Genomic DNA, 15,730 nt, shown 5'->3' on the forward strand with positions numbered 1-15,730 from the left:
GTCTGTGCCCGAATCCGTTGTGAAGGGCGCGGTTTGGCCTATACCTGTCATTCGCCTTTCTGGCCCCGGCGCGGAATCAAGGGCGAAGCCCGCCGCGCCATCGCATGTCCGCCCCGTCGCACCGGAGGTGCGCCGGTATACGCGGCACGCCTTCGGCGTGACGGACAGGCGATGTGGTCAAGCCAGCGCGCCGATTGCATGTCTTGCGGGTTTGCAGGGATAAAGTGCACTGAAAAGACGGTAGGGTCGCCTGCCCGCGGACATGCGATGGCGCGGCTCACCCCCAATGTCTCCTTCAGGCTCACCCCTGCCATTTGCACACAAGTTGCGCACCCGCAGCATCGACCATTGCGCCTGACAGCCGTCCACAAAAAAGCCCGGCCGTTTGGCCGGGCTTTCCTGTCTCATCTGACCGAGGCGATCAGTCCTCGCGGCTCTCCGGTGTCTCCACGAAATTGTCGAACACGTCGTCGGCGCTCATGTCGCCTTCGTCCATGATCGGCGCGGCGAGTGCTGCGGCGGCTTCGGCCTCCTCGCGACGGGCCTCGATCACCACGTTGTCGCGGCCCTGGGCGACACGGCGCACCTCTGCCGTGGCCCGCCCCGTGCCCGCCGGGATGAGGCGCCCGACGATGACGTTCTCCTTGAGCCCGACGAGCCGGTCGCGCTTGCCCTGCACCGAAGCCTCGGTGAGCACGCGCGTCGTCTCCTGGAACGACGCCGCCGAGATGAACGACCGCGTCTGCAACGACGCCTTGGTGATGCCCAAGAGGATCGGCTCGCCGGTGGCGGGGCGTCCGCCGCGGGCCTCGGCCTTGGCGTTGGCCTCGTCGAACTCGACCTTGTCGAGATGCTCGCCCTTCAGGAGCGTGGTGTCGCCCGACTCGTCGATCTCCCATTTCTGGAGCATCTGGCGCACGATGACCTCGATGTGCTTGTCGTTGATCTTCACGCCCTGCAGGCGGTAAACCTCCTGCACTTCGTCGATCATGTAGTTGGCCAGCGCCTCGACCCCGAGGATCGACAGGATATCATGCGGCGCCGGGTTGCCGTCCATGATGTAGTCGCCCTTCTGGACGTAGTCGCCCTCCTGCACCGGGATGTGCTTGCCCTTGGGCACCATGTATTCCACCGGCTCGCGGCTCTCGTCGGCGGGCTCGATGGCGATGCGGCGCTTGTTCTTGTAGTCCTTGCCAAAGCGCACATAGCCGTCGATCTCGGCGATGATGGCATGGTCCTTGGGTCGGCGCGCCTCGAACAGTTCCGCCACCCGCGGCAGACCGCCGGTGATGTCCTTGGTCTTGCCGCCCTCGCGCGGGATACGCGCCACCACGTCGCCGGCCTCGACGGTCTGCCCGTCCTCGACCGACAGGATCGCGTCCACCGACATCGGGTAGATCACCGGGTTGCCCGCGTCGTTGCGCACCGGTTCGCCATCCTCGCCGATGATGAAGATCTCGGGCTTGAGCTCGTTGCCGCGCGGGGCCGCGCGCCAGTCGGTCACGATCTTCTGGGTCATGCCCGTCGCCTCGTCGGTGACGTCGCGCACGGCGACACCGGTGACGAGATCGACGAACCTGGCCTTGCCCGGCCTCTCGGCGAGGATCGGCAGGGTGTACGGGTCCCACTCGAAGAGCTTCTGGCCGCGGGCGATCTTCTCGCCCTCTTCCACGAACAGCTTGGTGCCATAGCCGAGCTTGTGGCTGGCCAGTTCCACACCCGCGTCGGACATGATCCGCAGCTTCATGTTGCGGCCCATCACCAGCGTTTCGCCGCGCGAGTTGACCAGCGTCTGCGCGCTGTCAAAGGCGATGGTGCCTTCCTGGCTCGATTCCTGGAAGGATTGCTGCCCGCCCTGCGCGACGCCCCCGATATGGAAGGTGCGCATGGTGAGCTGCGTGCCCGGCTCGCCGATCGACTGCGCGGCGATGATGCCCACCGCCTCGCCGATGTTGACCAGCGTGCCGCGCGCAAGGTCGCGCCCGTAGCACATCGCACAGACCCCGTCATCGACCTCGCAGGTCAGCGGCGAGCGCAGGCGCACGCTCTGGATCGCGGTCTCGCCGAGGGCGTCGGCCATGCGCTCGTCGATGAGCTCGCCGGCCGAGGCGATGACGCGCTCGGTCAACGGATCGACGATGTCATCGGCGGCGACGCGGCCCAGGCTGCGTTCGGCCAGCGAGGCGATCACCTCGCCGTCATTGACCGCCGCCTCGACGGTGATCGCGCGCTCGGTGCCGCAATCGTGGTGGCGCACGATGCAGTCCTGCGACACGTCCACCAGGCGACGGGTCAGGTAGCCCGAGTTCGCGGTCTTGAGCGCGGTGTCGCTGAGGCCCTTGCGCGCGCCGTGGGTCGAGTTGAAGTACTCAAGAACGGTCAGGCCCTCCTTGAAGTTCGAGATGATCGGCGTCTCGATGATGTCGCCCGAGGGTTTGGCCATCAGGCCGCGCATGCCGCCAAGCTGCTTCATCTGCGTGACCGAGCCACGGGCACCGGAGTGGGCCATCATATAGACGCTGTTGGGCTCCATCACACCGCCGTCAGCGTCGCGCTTCTCGGCGGAAATGGCGCCCATCATCGCCTCGGTCACCTTGTCGTTGCACTTGGACCAGGCATCGACGACCTTGTTGTACTTCTCGCCCTGGGTGATGAGACCGTCCATGTACTGCTGCTCGAATCCCTTCACGAGCGAGCGGGTCTCCTCGACGATCGGCCACTTCTGCTCGGGGATCACCATGTCGTCCTTGCCAAAGGAAATCCCGGCCTTGAACGCCTCACGGAAGCCCATGGTCATGATCTGGTCGCAGAAGATGACCGATTCCTTCTGCCCGCAATAGCGGTAGACGGTGTCGATCACCTGCTGCACCTCCTTCTTGCGCAGCAGGCGGTTCACGAGGCTGAACGGCGCCTTGGCATTGGGCGGCAGCATCGCGCCGAGCTTGGCGCGCCCCGGCGTGGTCTCGACGCGGGCAAAGGTCTCGAGCCCCTCGTCGTCGATCTGCGGCACGCGGACAGTGATCCCGGCATGCAGGTGCACCTCGCCGGCGTCGAGCGCGTGCTGCACCTCGTCGAGCGACGAGAACACCATGCCCTCGCCCTTCATCCCCTCGCGCTCCAGCGTCACGTAGTAGAGCCCGAGGATCATGTCCTGCGACGGCACGATGATCGGCGCGCCGTTGGCCGGTGACAGCACGTTGTTGGTGGACATCATCAGCACCCGCGCCTCAAGCTGGGCTTCCAGCGAGAGGGGGACGTGCACGGCCATCTGGTCGCCGTCGAAGTCGGCGTTGAAGGCGGCGCAGACCAGCGGGTGAAGCTGGATGGCCTTGCCCTCGATGAGCATCGGCTCAAACGCCTGGATGCCCAGTCGGTGCAGCGTCGGCGCGCGGTTGAGCATCACGGGATGTTCGCGGATCACCTCGTCGAGGATGTCCCAGACCTCGGGGCGCTCTTTTTCCACGAGCTTCTTGGCCTGCTTCACCGTGCTGCTGAGGCCCTTGGCCTCCAGCCGCGAATAGATGAACGGCTTGAACAGCTCCAGCGCCATCTTCTTGGGCAGGCCGCATTGATGCAGCTTGAGCTCCGGGCCGGTCACGATCACCGAGCGGCCCGAGAAATCGACCCGCTTGCCCAGCAGGTTCTGGCGGAACCGGCCCTGCTTGCCCTTGAGCATGTCCGACAGCGACTTGAGCGGACGCTTGTTGGCGCCGGTGATGACGCGGCCGCGGCGGCCGTTGTCAAACAGCGCGTCCACCGCCTCCTGCAGCATCCGCTTTTCGTTGCGCACGATGATGTCGGGCGCGCGCAGCTCGATGAGCCGCTTGAGGCGGTTGTTGCGGTTGATCACGCGGCGATAGAGATCGTTGAGGTCCGAGGTCGCGAAGCGGCCCCCGTCGAGCGGCACCAGCGGGCGCAGTTCGGGCGGGATGACCGGCAGCACCGTCATCACCATCCATTCCGGGCGGTTGCCGGATTCGAGGAAGCTCTCGACCACCTTGAGCCGCTTGATGATCTTCTTGGGCTTCAGCTCGCCGGTGGCTTCCTTGAGATCGGCGCGCAGCGTCTCGGCCTCGTTCTCGAGGTCGATATTGGCCAGCATCTCGCGGATCGCCTCGGCACCGATATTGGCGGTGAAGGCGTCCATGCCATAGGCGTCCTGCGCGTCCATGAACTCTTCTTCCGACAGCATCTGGCCATAGGTCAGATCGGTCAGACCGGGCTCGATCACCACGTAGTTCTCGAAATAGAGCACCCGCTCCAGATCGCGCAGCGTCATGTCAAGCATCAGGCCGATGCGCGACGGCAGCGATTTCAGGAACCAGATATGCGCGCAGGGCGCGGCCAGTTCGATATGGCCCATGCGCTCGCGACGGACCTTTTGCAGCGTCACCTCGACACCGCATTTCTCGCAGACGACACCGCGATACTTCATGCGCTTGTACTTGCCGCACAGGCACTCGTAATCCTTGATCGGGCCAAAGATACGCGCGCAGAAAAGGCCATCACGCTCGGGCTTGAACGTGCGGTAGTTGATGGTCTCGGGCTTCTTGATCTCGCCATAGGACCACGACAGGATGCGCTCGGGGCTGGCTAGGCTGACCTTGATTTCGTCGAACACCTTGGCCGGAGCCGAGGGGTTGAACGGGTTGTTGGTGAGTTCCTGGTTCATTTTCATATCCTTAGAGGCTGGCGGTGAAAGGAGGGACAACGCCGTTTTCTTGAAAAGAAAACGGACCGGACCCTTTGAAAGGGTCCGGCGCGCGGCGCTTACTCATCCTCCTCCGCATCCAGGAGTTCCATGTTGAGGCCGAGACCCCGCACCTCTTTCACGAGCACGTTGAACGATTCCGGCACACCGGCTTCGAAATTGTCCTCGCCCTTGACGATGCTCTCGTAGACCTTGGTGCGGCCCGCCACGTCGTCGGACTTGACGGTGAGCATCTCCTGAAGCGTGTAGGCGGCGCCATAGGCTTCCAGTGCCCAGACCTCCATCTCGCCGAAGCGCTGGCCGCCGAACTGCGCCTTGCCGCCCAGCGGCTGCTGGGTGACGAGGCTGTAGGGCCCGGTCGAGCGCGCGTGGATCTTGTCGTCGACAAGGTGGTGCAGCTTGAGCAGGTACTTGACGCCCACGGTCACCGGGCGCGAAAATTGCTCGCCCGTGCGCCCGTCGAACAGCACCGACTGCCCGCTCTCGTCAAAGCCGGCGCGCCGCAGCGCGTCGTTGACATCGGGTTCCTTGGCACCGTCAAAGACAGGGGTCGCGATCGGCACACCGTTCGTCACGTTGCCCGCCGCCTCGACGAGGGTCTCCTCGTCCATGCCGCCGATGCCCTCCTCGTAGACCGCGTCGCCATAGGCGATGCGCATCGCCTCGCGCACCGGGGTCAGGTCGCCGCTGCGGCGATAGTCCTTGAGCGCCTCGTCGATCTGCAGCCCGAGGCCGCGCGCGGCCCAGCCCATATGCGTCTCGAGGATCTGGCCCACGTTCATCCGGCTGGGCACGCCCAGCGGGTTGAGGCAGACATCGACCGGCGTGCCATCGGCCAGGAACGGCATGTCCTCCATCGGGATCACCTTGGAGATCACGCCCTTGTTGCCGTGGCGCCCGGCCATCTTGTCGCCGGGTTGCAGCTTGCGCTTGATGGCGATGAAGACCTTGACCATCTTCATCACGCCCGGCGGCAGGTCGTCGCCGCGGCGCACCTTCTCCACCTTGTCCTCGAACCGCGCCTCGAGGGTGCGCTTTTGCACCTCGAACTGCTCGTGCAGCGCCTCTACCACCTGCGCGTCCGCCTCGTCCTTGAGGGCAAGCTGCCACCACTGGCCGCGGGTCAGCGTCGCCAGCAATTCCTCGGTGATCTCGGAATTGGCCTTGATGCCCTTGGGCCCCTTGACCGCCACCTTGCCGAGGATGAGCGCCTTGAGGCGCGCATAGATGTTGCGCTCCAGGATCGCCATCTCGTCATCGCGGTCACGCGCCAGGCGCTCGACCTCCTCGCGCTCGATCTGAAGCGCACGCTCGTCCTTTTCCACGCCGTGGCGGTTGAACACACGCACCTCGACCACGGTGCCGAAATCACCCGGCTTGACGCGCAGGCTCGTGTCGCGCACGTCGCTGGCCTTCTCGCCAAAGATCGCGCGCAGCAGCTTTTCCTCGGGCGTCATCGGGCTCTCGCCCTTGGGGGTGATCTTGCCCACCAGGATGTCGCCGGGCTGCACGTCGGCCCCGATATAGACGATCCCCGCCTCGTCGAGGTTGCGCAACGCCTCCTCGCCGACGTTGGGAATGTCGCGGGTGATCTCTTCCGGTCCCAGCTTGGTGTCGCGGGCAGCCACCTCGAATTCCTCGATATGGACGCTCGTGAACACGTCGTCGCGCACGATCCGCTCCGAGATCAGGATCGAGTCCTCGTAGTTATAGCCGTTCCACGGCATGAACGCGGCGATCACGTTCTTGCCCAGCGCCAGCTCGCCCATGTCGGTGCAGGGGCCGTCGGCGATCACCTCGCCCTTGTCGACCGTGTCGCCCACCTTGACCAGCGGGCGCTGGTTGATGCAGCTATTCTGGTTCGAGCGCTGGAACTTGCGCAGCCGGTAGATATCGACACCGGGATCGCCGATCTCGAGATCCTCGGTGGCGCGCACCACGATGCGCTGCGCGTCGACCTGGTCGATCACGCCGGTGCGGCGCGCCATGATGGCGGCACCGGAATCCTCTGCCACCTTGCCCTCGATGCCGGTGCCGACAAGCGGCGCCTCCGAGCGCAGGGTCGGCACCGATTGCCGCTGCATGTTCGAGCCCATGAGCGCGCGGTTGGCGTCGTCGTTTTCCAGGAACGGGATCAGCGAGGCGGCCACCGACACAAGCTGCTTGGGGCTGACGTCGATCAGGTCGACGTGCTCCACCGGGGCAAGCATGTACTCGCCCGAGCGCCGCGTGTTGACCATCTCGTTGACGAACTTGCCGCCCTCGTCGAGCGTCGCGTTGGCCTGCGCCACGGTGTGGCGCATCTCCTCGGTGGCGGACATGTAGACCACCTCGTCGGTGACCTGCCCGTTCTCGACGCGGCGATAGGGCGTCTCGATGAAGCCGTACTTGTTGACCCGCGCGAAGGTGGCGAGGCTGTTGATCAGGCCGATATTCGGGCCTTCCGGCGTCTCGATCGGGCACATCCGGCCATAGTGGGTGGGGTGCACGTCGCGCACCTCAAAGCCCGCGCGCTCACGCGTGAGGCCCCCCGGCCCGAGCGCCGACAGGCGGCGCTTGTGCGTCACTTCCGATAGCGGGTTGGTCTGGTCCATGAACTGCGAAAGCTGCGAGGAGCCAAAGAATTCGCGCACCGCCGCCGCCGCCGGCTTGGCGTTGATCAGGTCCTGCGGCATCACCGTGTCGATCTCGACCGATGACATCCGCTCCTTGATCGCGCGCTCCATGCGCAGCAGACCCACGCGATACTGGTTCTCCATCAGCTCGCCGACCGAGCGCACCCGGCGGTTGCCGAGGTGGTCGATATCGTCGATATCGCCCTTGCCGTCGCGCAGCTCCACCAGCGCGCGCACACAGGCCACGATATCGTCGCGGTCGAGCGTGCGCTGCGTGTCGGGCTTGTCGAGGTTGAGGCGCATGTTCATCTTGACGCGGCCCACCGCGCTCAGGTCATAGCGCTCGGCGTCAAAGAACAGCGTCTCGAAGAGCGCGGTCGCGGCCTCCTCGGTGGGCGGCTCGCCGGGGCGCATCACACGATAGATATCCATGAGCGCGCTCTCGCGGTTCATGTTCTTGTCCGCGGCCATGGTGTTGCGGATATAGGGCCCCACGTTGATACCGTCGATGTCGAGCACCGGAATGTCGGTCACCCCGGCATCCAGCAGCGCTTGCAGCGTGCCGCCGGTCACCGTGCCGTCCTTGTCGTGCTCGAGCGTCAGTTCGTCGCCCGCCTCGACATGGATCGCGCCGGTTTCCTCGTCGATGATGTCGCGCGCCACGAACTTGCCGACGATCTGCTCGAACGGCACCAGCAGGTTGGTGACCTTGCCCTCGTCGATGAGCTGCTTGACGGCGCGCGGCGTCACCTTCTTGCCCGCCTCGCAGATCACCTCGCCGGTCTTGGCATCCACCAGGTCATAGGTCGGGCGGGTGCCGCGCACCCGCTCGGGGAAGAATGTGGTGACCCAGCCCTTTTTCTTCTTCAGCTTGTAATCGACCGTGTCGTAATAGGCATTCATGATGCCTTCCTGATCGAGACCCAGCGCATAGAGCAGCGTCGTCACCGGCAGCTTGCGGCGACGGTCGATGCGGGCATGGACGATGTCCTTGGCGTCGAATTCGAAATCGAGCCACGAACCGCGATAGGGGATGATGCGGCAGGTGAACAACAGCTTGCCGGAGCTGTGCGTCTTGCCCTTGTCGTGGTCGAAGAACACGCCGGGCGAGCGGTGCATCTGGCTGACGACCACGCGCTCGGTGCCGTTAACGACAAAGGTGCCGTTATGGGTCATGAGCGGCATGTCGCCCATGAACACGTCCTGCTCCTTGATATCCTTGACGGATTTCGCGCCGGTATCGTCGTCCAGATCGAACACGATCAGCCGCAGCTTGACCTTGAGCGGCGCGGCATAGGTCATGTCGCGCTGCATGCACTCCTCGACGTCGTATTTCGGCTTCTCCAGCTCGTAGCTGACGAATTCGAGCACGCTGGTCTCGTTGAAATCCTTGATCGGAAAGGCCGACTGAAAGACGCCCTTGATCCCCTCGCCGTCCTGCGGCTCGGGCTCGTCGCCGGAGTTCAGGAACAGGTCATACGAGGATTTCTGCACCTCGATGAGGTTCGGCATCTCCAGAACTTCGCGAATCTTGCCATAGAACCTGCGCAAACGCTTCTGGCCGAGGTAGGTCTGAGCCATGATTGATCTCACCTTTCGTTTCTCACCGGCCGCTTACGCTGTCGGGCTCCAGCGCCGCGGTCCTCCGAGATGGCGGGGCGATCCATTCCCGGCCCCTGTCCCACCAGAGGCCTCCCGATCGCGCGAACCTCGCCTGAAAGAACCCCCGTCGCATCCGGGGCCTCTCTGAGACAGGTTCGGCCGGGCCCGGATTTTCCGGGCCCAGCCTTTTGTCGTGCCACACTTAGCGCGTGATCACTTGAGTTCGACCTCGGCGCCGGCTGCTTCCAGCTTGCCCTTGATCTCTTCGGCTTCCGTCTTGGAGATCTGCTCCTTGACGGCCTTGCCACCGGCCTCGACGAGGTCCTTGGCTTCCTTGAGGCCCAGACCGGTGATCGCGCGAACTTCCTTGATCACGTTGATCTTCGAGGCGCCTGCCGATTTCAGGATCACGTCGAATTCGGTCTGCTCCTCTTCGGCCTCGCCGCCGGCCTCGGCGGGACCGGCCATCATGACCGCGCCGCCGGCGGCGGGCTCGATGCCGTACTCGTCCTTGAGGATGGTTTTCAGTTCCTGTGCTTCGAGAAGCGTCAGGTTGACGATCTCTTCCGCGAGTTTTTTCAGATCAGCCATTTTTCAGCTCTTTCCGTTCTCTAGATGTGTTCCAACGTCGGGAAACAAACCCTACGCGAATGTTACAGTTTGCCTTACGCGGCCTCGGCCTTCTCTTCGATGGTCGAGAGGATGCTCGCGATGTTCGAAGCAGGTGCGCCAATGGCCCCCGCGATGTTCGAGGCAGGTGCGCCGATCATGCCGGCAATCGTCGCGATGAGTTCATCGCGCGACGGCAGTTTCGACGTGGCCTCGACACCGGCACGGTCCAGTGCCGTCTCGCCCATTGCCCCACCAAGGATTTCAAACTTCTTGTTGTCCTTGGCAAAGCCCTCCGCGACCTTGGCTGCTGCCACGGGGTCTTCGGAGAAGGTGAGCACGGTCATGCCCGAGAGGTAGTCAGCGATGCTTGCGCAGGGCTTGCCCTCAAGGGCGATCTTGGCGAGCCTGTTCTTGGCGACGCGGACCGATGCCTCGGCCGCACGGGCACGGGCACGAAGATCCTGCATCTCGGCAACTGTCAGACCCGTGTAGTGGGCAACCACCACGACGCCAGAGCTTTCGAAGATCTGGCCGAGTTCATCGACCACTTTCTCTTTCTGGGCTCTATCCACAGTTTCACTCCAAATTCGGGGGTTTCCCCCCGGCTCAGTTGTGCCACCCCGAGGGGGCGGCGTTCGGGTCCAATGTCAGGGTCCCGAGGCCAAGATCACCCGAGAGCGAATACCGCCGCCGGAAATCTCATCTCGTTCCCCATCTCGGGAAGGAATTATTCACCGCGGTTGCGATGAACCCTCCGTCTCGGACAGGACAGGGCCGGCTCGCGACCCTGCCATTCGCCCCCGCGCCAGGGCACGGGAGCAAATTCTCATTCTACAGCGGCGCTGCTGACGTCGATCGACACGCCTGCGCCCATCGTGGACGACAGCGAGATTTTCTTGACGTAGGTGCCCTTGGCCCCGGCGGGCTTCGCCTTCTGCACGGCAGAGACAAAGGCGCGCACGTTCTCGGCCAGCTTCGCGGCGTCGAACGACGCCTTGCCGACGCCGGCATGCACGACACCGGCCTTCTCGGCCTTGAACTGCACCTGCCCGCCCTTGGCGTCCGTGACGGCCTGCGCCACGTCCATGGTGACCGTACCGACCTTGGGGTTCGGCATCAGGTTGCGCGGGCCCAGGATCTTGCCCAAGCGGCCCACGACCGGCATCATGTCGGGCGTGGCGATGCAGCGGTCGAATTCGATCGTGCCGCCCTGAATGGTCTCCATCAGGTCCTCGGCACCGACGATGTCGGCCCCTGCGGCCTCGGCCTCCTCGGCCTTGGCACCGCGGGCAAAGACGGCGACGCGCACGGTCTTGCCGGTGCCGTTGGGCAGGCCGACGACACCGCGCACCATCTGATCGGCGTGGCGCGGATCGACGCCGAGATTCAGCGAGATTTCAACCGTCTCGTCGAATTTCGCGGTGGCGTTGCCCTTGATGAGCGCGACCGCGTCCTCGACGCTGAGATTGTCCTTGCCGGCGGCGGCTTCGCGCAGGGCGCGGGTGCGTTTTCCAAGCTTTGCCATCACTTCACCTCGATGCCCATGGAGCGCGCGGACCCGAGGATGATCTTCATCGCGGATTCGACGTCGTTCGCGTTCAGGTCCTTCCACTTCGCCTCGGCGATCTCGCGCACCTGCTTGGTGCTGACAGTGCCGGCGGTGGCGCGGCCCGGCGTCTTGGAGCCGGATTTCAGCTTGCTTGCCTTCTTCAGGTAGTAGGACGCCGGCGGCGTCTTGATGTCCATGTCAAAGGACTTGTCCTGATAATAGGAAATCACCGTCGGACAGGGGGCACCCGGCTCCATCTCCGCCGTCTTGGCGTTGAACGCCTTGCAGAATTCCATGATGTTGATGCCGCGCTGGCCCAGTGCGGGGCCGACGGGCGGGCTGGGGTTGGCTTGCCCGGCTTTCACCTGGAGCTTCAGCTTCCCGATCAGTTTCTTGGCCATTTGGCCTCTCCTTTACGTCCAACACCGTCGGGACGCGCCCCTCCGGCTCTCTCGTTGCGTGGTCCGGCCCGGCGGCCGCGGCCGCCTCGCCTCCCACGGTTCACACGGTCAGGTCTGCTTGGTGACCTGCGTGAATTCCAGTTCGACCGGCGTCTCCCGGCCGAAGATCGACACCGACACCTTCAGGCGCTGGTTGTCGTCGTCGACATATTCGACCATTCCGTCGAAATCCTCGAACGGGCCGTCGTTGACCTTGACCTTCTCGCCGATCTCGAAATGGATCAGCGTGCGCGGGCTCTCCTCGCCTTCCTGCACGCGGTTGAGGATGGCGTTCACCTCGGCGTCGCGCATCGGCATCGGGCGGCCCTGCGGCCCGAGAAAGCCGGTGACGCGGTTGATCGAATTGATCATGTGATAGCCGCGATCCGACATTTCCATGTGCACCAGCACATAGCCCGGCATGAAACGCCGCTCGGCGGTGACCTTCTTGCCGCGGCGAATCTCGATCACCTCCTCGGTCGGCACGAGAACCTCGTCGATCTCGTCCTCGAGGCCGTTATCGGCGACTGCCTGCCTGATCTGCTCGGCGATCTTCTTCTCGAAATTCGAGAGAACGCTCACCGAGTACCACCGCTTTGCCATCGCCGCTCCATACCCTTGTCTTGACCGGCCTTGGGCCGTATTTCCCTGATCTTTCAAGCGGCTGGAGCCGCAGTCCCCAAATGAAAATCGGCGCGCAACACGAATCGTCGCGCGCCATCGTTCGGGGTACGGGGCGGACTATCCCCGTTTCACCCTGATTTCAAGGGCATTCTGCCGCAAATCTCGCGGACGACAGCCACAGCCGCGCCCGCCATCGCCCGTGCCGGTCCACGCCCAGCCGCGGCCGCACCAGCGCGGGCCGCCTCCCCAGTTCGAGCCGCCAGCGCCGCCCGGCGGGAAAGTCAAAGCCGAAAACCCGCGGCGCCAGCCGCTCGGGCACGATCCCCGCGCTCGCCCAGCCGGGAAAGGCAAGGCTCGCCTGCTCCACGATGTCGCCCCCCGACACGAGGCTCAGCTCCAGCAGCTCCTCGTGAGGGATGTCGTGATCGGAGAACACGATCCACTCCTCCCCGACCGCGAACACCTCCAGCACATGCCGCCCCGGCACCCACAGCTCGGGACCCGGATCATCGCAGCGCAGCCGCAGGACCGGACCGTCCGGCCCCTCGCGCCGCTCCAGCACCTGCCAGCCCGCGGCCATCAGAAGAACAGGCTCACGCCGAACGCGCCCAGCGCCCCGCCGACAAAGGCACCGATACCCACGCAGACCGGCGCGCCCGGCCCGCAGACGAGGCCCGCCGCCGCGCCGCCGACGACACCGCCCCCGATGCCGCCGCCCATCACGGCCCCTTCCTCGACCGCCTGAGCGCCGGGGTCGTCGGCCACCGCGATGTTGTAGACAGACACCCCTATGCTCAGCACGATGAGGCCCCGCCCAAAGCGCGAGGCGCGCCGCATCATCGCGTTCACGCGCGGATTGGCGCGGCCCGAGGCGCGCACGATCTCGGCATAGACGCGGTTCTGGTCCGCGGCCGACAACTGATCGAAACGCACCCCCGCACCGAACAGCCGCTTGGTATAGCGCGTCAGGAGGGTCTGCCGGTTCAGGCCCGAGGATTTCATCTGCTCGGCCAGCGCGCGCCCCACGGGCGAGGTGCGCCCGCGCAGCGCCTCCAGCGTGGTGTTGCGCAGCAGCATCGCCTCGTCCGCGGCCTGCGCCCAGCTCAGCCGCCCGGCCCGCACCGCGCGCTCAAGCTCGATCGCCGCCTCGGAAATCTGCCGCTGGTAGAGCAGGCGCACCTGCGCATCGTTGGTCGCCATCGCCGCCGCGGCGGTCACATCCGCGCGCAGCACCTCGATGGCGCGCTCGAACGCCGCGCGCTCGTCGTGATCGGTCGAGACACCGGATGGTCCCGGGCCGGATGTCCAGAAGGTTTCCGCCATGCGCCCGCCGCCCTGCTACCGCGTCATCCACAGGGTGCGCCAACGCGGCGGGGGCGGTCAAGTGTCCCGTGGCGCGCGGGTCACCCGAAAATGCCGAGGACACCCTGCAAACCGCTGCGGATCGCCAGATCGACCAGCGCGAAGAAGATCGCCGTCAGCGTCGCCATGATGAACACCATCACCGTGGTCAGAAGCACCTCGCGCCGGGTGGGCCAGACCACCTTGGACACTTCCGAGCGGACCTGCTGAATGAACTGGAGCGGGTTGGTTTGGGCCATCTGCACGGTCTTTCCTGAATTCGACATGGCGCGACATACGCGGGCCACGCCCCGAATTCAAGGGCCGAGCGCGCTCAGCCGCGCAGGTCGTGCAGCCGCTCGGACCGTGCGGCGCGCGCCTCCGGCATCTCTTCATCCGCATCCGCGGCGGCACCGCCCCGCTCGCCGCTCCGCGCGACAAGCCGCTCCGCCCGCTCGCGCAGCCGTTCGAGGATTTCGGGGCCGAACAGCGCCACGCCCGCAAGGCAGATCACGAAGCCCGTGAACAGCAGGGCGAGCACCGTCGCCGGCCAGACAAGCACCGCGGCAAAGACCGCCGCCCACGCCCCGTGCGCCGGCCCGGGCCGCCACGCAAGAAGCCGCGCCAGCGCCCCGCGCGCATGCGTCACGGTGCGGGGATGCCGCCTCTTCGCCCCGCGCGCGGCCGCCGCGGCCGCAAGGTCGTCGGGCAGCGTCAGATCCGGCAGCCCGTCGCGCGCGCGCCGCCTGCGATCCTCGCGCATCAGCTTCTCGATCCTGCGCACGGCGTTATGGACCGCGATCTCCGTGGTCGCCGCATCCTCTGGCGACCGGCCCTCGCCGCCATCGAGCCCGGCGGCGACATGTTCGGTCCGGGCAGGCCCGGCATCCATGTGATGTGTCATGATGGCAGCACTCTTTAATCTTGTGTCCACGCCCCCACGCGGATCGGCACCCGGCGCAAGGCCAATGCCGATTGGCGGCGTGGGTGGGGCGCAAATGTGGCGCAAACGTGGCAAATGCGGGTCAAAAATGTGGAAATTCGCATTTTCACCACAATTTAGACTTATTTGTCGATTGATGGATGCTCTTGCCGCATGGCCGGGGCACGGGCACGGGCACAGACGCGGGCGGCAACCCGACGGTCGCAACGCACATCACTGAACCGAGGGATATGGCAGGGGCAGCAGGGTTCGAACCCGCGACCTACGGTTTTGGAGACCGTCGCTCTACCAGCTGAGCTATACCCCTGTCGAGGCGGCGTGTTATTGCCTTTCGCCCGGCCCGTCAAGCGGGCGTGCGCCGGAAATCGGCGGCGGACAGGCCCGCGTCAGGCAATCGAGAAAGGCGGCGCAGACCGGGCCGGGGCTGCGCCCCTCGCGCAGCACCACGCCCACCTCGCGCTCTGCCGTCCCGTCGGCCAGCGGCAGAGCCACCAGATCCGGCGTCAGCGAGACCGTGGCCAGCCGCGGCAGCAGCGTCACCCCGGCACCCGCCCGCACCAGCGCCAAAAGCGAGATGACGTTACGCGCCCGGAGCGCCGAGGCGGCGACCAGCGCCCGGTAGCCGCCCGCCGCGATGGCGCTTGCCGCGTCGTTGCCGATGATCCGCTCGCCTGCCAACGCATCCCAGCCCACCGGTCCCGCCCCTGCGGCCAGCGGATGACCCCGCCGACAGACCAGCCGGAACGGATCGCGAAACAGCGGCGCGAAACTGAGCCCCGCGCCGCGCGCCACCGGCCCCGCGATACCCAGTTCGACCGTGCCATCGGCCACCATCGCGTGCACGCTGCGGCTGTCGGTATCGACCAGTTCGATGGTCACGCCGGGCCGCGCGTCGAGAAATCCCGCCAGCAGCCCCGGCAGCAACTCGGCGGCGACCGACGGCACCGACGCGAGTTGCAGCCGCCCCTGCCGCCCCGTCGCCACCGCCTCGATCCGTTCCAGCGCGCGGTCGTGCTCGCGCAGCATCTCCGCCGCGATCCCCCGCACCTCTTCGCCCAGCCCGGTCAGCCGGTTCTTGCGGTCGCTCTCGAACAGCGGCGCGCCAAAATCCTGCTCAAGGCTCTTCAGCGTCATCGAAACCGCCGAGGGCGTGCGATAGAGCCGCGCCGCCGCATCGCGGATATTGCCGCACTCCGCGACATGCACGAACACGCGCAGGGAGGTGATGCCGATCATGCCCCCATACTTCAGAATGATTGAAATACGGTCAAGTTAAATTCGATTGACCTTATG

General features: G+C 65.6%; 12 protein-coding genes and 1 tRNA gene. All 13 read right to left on the minus strand.

Features of this window, described 5'->3' with window-relative positions; genetic code table 11:
• Window positions 1-421: 421 nt before the first annotated feature.
• A complete protein-coding gene (rpoC, locus tag ACFFU4_RS14675) occupies window positions 422-4,672 on the minus strand; it encodes a DNA-directed RNA polymerase subunit beta' (RefSeq protein ID WP_377070563.1) in 4,251 nt (1,416 codons plus the stop codon).
• Between the two features lie 98 nt (window positions 4,673-4,770).
• On the minus strand, window positions 4,771-8,907 hold the full coding sequence (gene rpoB, locus ACFFU4_RS14680; RefSeq protein WP_377070564.1) for a DNA-directed RNA polymerase subunit beta: 4,137 nt from the start codon (window positions 8,905-8,907) through the stop codon (window positions 4,771-4,773).
• Window positions 8,908-9,141: 234 nt separating this feature from the next.
• Entirely contained in the window at window positions 9,142-9,519 is a 378-nt protein-coding gene (gene rplL / locus ACFFU4_RS14685) for a 50S ribosomal protein L7/L12 (RefSeq protein WP_377070565.1), read from the minus strand.
• 74 nt (window positions 9,520-9,593) lie between these two features.
• On the minus strand, window positions 9,594-10,112 hold the full coding sequence (gene rplJ, locus ACFFU4_RS14690; RefSeq protein ID WP_377070566.1) for a 50S ribosomal protein L10: 519 nt from the start codon (window positions 10,110-10,112) through the stop codon (window positions 9,594-9,596).
• Between the two features lie 254 nt (window positions 10,113-10,366).
• Window positions 10,367-11,065: a 50S ribosomal protein L1 gene (rplA, locus tag ACFFU4_RS14695; RefSeq protein ID WP_377070567.1), complete on the minus strand. Its 699-nt coding sequence runs from the start codon at window positions 11,063-11,065 to the stop codon at window positions 10,367-10,369.
• On the minus strand, window positions 11,065-11,490 hold the full coding sequence (gene rplK / locus ACFFU4_RS14700; protein WP_377070568.1) for a 50S ribosomal protein L11: 426 nt from the start codon (window positions 11,488-11,490) through the stop codon (window positions 11,065-11,067). Before rplK ends, rplA begins: the two co-directional genes overlap by 1 nt.
• A gap of 108 nt (window positions 11,491-11,598) precedes the next feature.
• Complete coding sequence (gene nusG, locus ACFFU4_RS14705; RefSeq protein ID WP_377070569.1) at window positions 11,599-12,132, minus strand: transcription termination/antitermination protein NusG; 534 nt, start codon at window positions 12,130-12,132, stop codon at window positions 11,599-11,601.
• Window positions 12,133-12,292: 160 nt separating this feature from the next.
• Window positions 12,293-12,733 (minus strand): hypothetical protein, encoded by a 441-nt coding sequence (locus ACFFU4_RS14710; protein WP_377070570.1) that lies wholly within the window; start codon window positions 12,731-12,733, stop codon window positions 12,293-12,295.
• Window positions 12,733-13,476, minus strand: a complete 744-nt coding sequence (locus ACFFU4_RS14715; RefSeq protein ID WP_377070571.1) for a hypothetical protein — start codon at window positions 13,474-13,476, stop codon at window positions 12,733-12,735. The genes ACFFU4_RS14710 and ACFFU4_RS14715 overlap by 1 nt, the downstream gene beginning before the upstream one ends.
• A gap of 80 nt (window positions 13,477-13,556) precedes the next feature.
• Window positions 13,557-13,754 (minus strand): preprotein translocase subunit SecE, encoded by a 198-nt coding sequence (gene secE / locus ACFFU4_RS14720; RefSeq protein WP_377070585.1) that lies wholly within the window; start codon window positions 13,752-13,754, stop codon window positions 13,557-13,559.
• Between the two features lie 74 nt (window positions 13,755-13,828).
• Complete coding sequence (locus ACFFU4_RS14725) at window positions 13,829-14,398, minus strand: hypothetical protein (RefSeq protein ID WP_377070572.1); 570 nt, start codon at window positions 14,396-14,398, stop codon at window positions 13,829-13,831.
• A gap of 270 nt (window positions 14,399-14,668) precedes the next feature.
• A tRNA-Trp gene (locus ACFFU4_RS14730) sits at window positions 14,669-14,744 on the minus strand.
• Between the two features lie 14 nt (window positions 14,745-14,758).
• The gene (locus tag ACFFU4_RS14735; RefSeq protein ID WP_377070573.1) at window positions 14,759-15,673 is read right to left on the minus strand and encodes a LysR family transcriptional regulator; all 915 of its coding nucleotides are present in this window, start codon (window positions 15,671-15,673) and stop codon (window positions 14,759-14,761) included.
• Window positions 15,674-15,730: the final 57 nt, after the last annotated feature.

Source organism: Roseovarius ramblicola (assembly GCF_042430665.1).
GTDB lineage: Bacteria > Pseudomonadota > Alphaproteobacteria > Rhodobacterales > Rhodobacteraceae > Roseovarius > Roseovarius ramblicola.

What these genes read in the sequence shown, in the direction of transcription:
- rpoC (WP_377070563.1), bottom strand. Translation starts at nt 4,672, where the DNA reads ATGAACCAGGAACTCACCAACAACCCGTTCAACCCCTCGGCTCCGGCC.
- rpoB (WP_377070564.1), bottom strand. Translation starts at nt 8,907, where the DNA reads ATGGCTCAGACCTACCTCGGCCAGAAGCGTTTGCGCAGGTTCTATGGC.
- rplL (WP_377070565.1), bottom strand. Translation starts at nt 9,519, where the DNA reads ATGGCTGATCTGAAAAAACTCGCGGAAGAGATCGTCAACCTGACGCTT.
- rplA (WP_377070567.1), bottom strand. Translation starts at nt 11,065, where the DNA reads ATGGCAAAGCTTGGAAAACGCACCCGCGCCCTGCGCGAAGCCGCCGCC.
- rplK (WP_377070568.1), bottom strand. Translation starts at nt 11,490, where the DNA reads ATGGCCAAGAAACTGATCGGGAAGCTGAAGCTCCAGGTGAAAGCCGGG.
- nusG (WP_377070569.1), bottom strand. Translation starts at nt 12,132, where the DNA reads ATGGCAAAGCGGTGGTACTCGGTGAGCGTTCTCTCGAATTTCGAGAAG.
- ACFFU4_RS14710 (WP_377070570.1), bottom strand. Translation starts at nt 12,733, where the DNA reads ATGGCCGCGGGCTGGCAGGTGCTGGAGCGGCGCGAGGGGCCGGACGGT.
- ACFFU4_RS14715 (WP_377070571.1), bottom strand. Translation starts at nt 13,476, where the DNA reads ATGGCGGAAACCTTCTGGACATCCGGCCCGGGACCATCCGGTGTCTCG.
- secE (WP_377070585.1), bottom strand. Translation starts at nt 13,754, where the DNA reads ATGGCCCAAACCAACCCGCTCCAGTTCATTCAGCAGGTCCGCTCGGAA.
- ACFFU4_RS14725 (WP_377070572.1), bottom strand. Translation starts at nt 14,398, where the DNA reads ATGACACATCACATGGATGCCGGGCCTGCCCGGACCGAACATGTCGCC.
- ACFFU4_RS14735 (WP_377070573.1), bottom strand. Translation starts at nt 15,673, where the DNA reads ATGATCGGCATCACCTCCCTGCGCGTGTTCGTGCATGTCGCGGAGTGC.